The sequence below is a fragment of the Vibrio sp. Vb1574 genome, assembly GCF_033338675.1.
Map to the genome: position 1 here is coordinate 1 of NZ_JAWOTC010000285.1, position 1250 is coordinate 1250.

The window sequence follows — 1250 nt, forward strand, 5'->3', positions numbered from 1 at the left end:
CAAACGCTTAGCAATCACTAATGTGCCCAGCCCGCCGAGTAGCGGCCCCAAAATCAGCGCAGCGACCATCGCGTTCACCATGAAAGCGTACGCAAAGCTGTCGCTCAACCATCCAGCGTCTACACCACTCACCGCCAGTGCTCGTAACCACTCCATTACGCCGCCTCCGCTTTGGTTGTGTAGTGCTTAAATAGTGTTTCAATACGATCTGGGCTCAGAACATCCGAGTGGTGTCCGGACGCCACAATCTGACGATTAACAGCGTGCACTTCTGCATCTAAGCGACGTACCGCAGTGACATCATGATGAACCGCTAACACCGTTTTGCCCTGCGCGACAACTTCATGTATCAACCCTTCAAGGTAACGCACACCTTGCTCGTCCATCCCTGTTGTAGGCTCATCCAACACCAACAAGCTTGGGTCATCTAACAAAGCCTGAGCGAACAACACACGCTGTTGCTCACCACCAGAAAGTTGCCCCATACGACGATCTGAGCGAGCGGCCATGCCGACGCGATCTAATTGCGCCAACGCACGTTGTGTTTGTTTGGTTTTACGGCGCCAGAATAATGGGATTCGTGTTTGGTTCAGCAACACAAAATCCATCACCGTTAGCGGTAAGCTGGCTTCAAACATCGCTTTTTGAGGAACATAACCAACGTTTCCGCCAAGCTTATTGTGAGTCTTATTCGGCCAGTGAACGGAAATGTCGCCAGTAAAAGGCGTAAGTCCAAGTACGGAGCGCAACAACGAGGTTTTTCCTCCACCATTTGGACCCATGATCACATGGCACTTGCCCGGCTCGAAGGTTGTCGTGACATTTTGCAATATCACGTTGTCACCGTATTGGAGACTTAAATTATCTATCGAGATAGAAGGACCAAGCATTACGCTTTCTCCTGTGCGTGTTTGCTTGCCACGAACTTCATCGCTTCAATCAAGGTCTCAACATTTTCGCGCATCTCAACTTCCACTTTGTTCGCTTCGTATTCCCCATGCGTCATGTGAGAAAAACGGTAGAGCTTAACTCCTGTCGCTTCTTCGATGGTATCAACAAAGCGATTTGGCATATTCAGCTCGTAAAACAACACATCAATGCCAGATCGTTTGATCTTCTCGATCGTCTCTTGCAGTTGGCTCGCGCTCGGCTCCACGCCATGAGCTGGCTCAATCACTGCAACAACATCCACACCAAACTCTTGCAGAATGTAGCCGTATGCGTTGTGCGTTGTCGCAACCTTCATTCCT

At 49.9% G+C, this 1250-nt stretch carries 2 protein-coding genes and 1 pseudogene; all 3 read right to left on the reverse strand.

What is annotated here, in order from left to right:
• A pseudogene (locus R7O12_RS25570) lies at positions 1–156 on the reverse strand (metal ABC transporter permease); the annotation flags it as partial.
• Positions 156–890 (reverse strand): metal ABC transporter ATP-binding protein, encoded by a 735-nt coding sequence (locus R7O12_RS25575; protein WP_318126860.1) that lies wholly within the window; start codon positions 888–890, stop codon positions 156–158. The pseudogene R7O12_RS25570 and the gene R7O12_RS25575, both read right to left, overlap by 1 nt.
• A partial coding sequence (locus tag R7O12_RS25580; protein WP_318126862.1) for a metal ABC transporter solute-binding protein, Zn/Mn family occupies positions 890–1250 on the reverse strand: 361 nt, incomplete at its 5' end. The genes R7O12_RS25575 and R7O12_RS25580, both read right to left, overlap by 1 nt.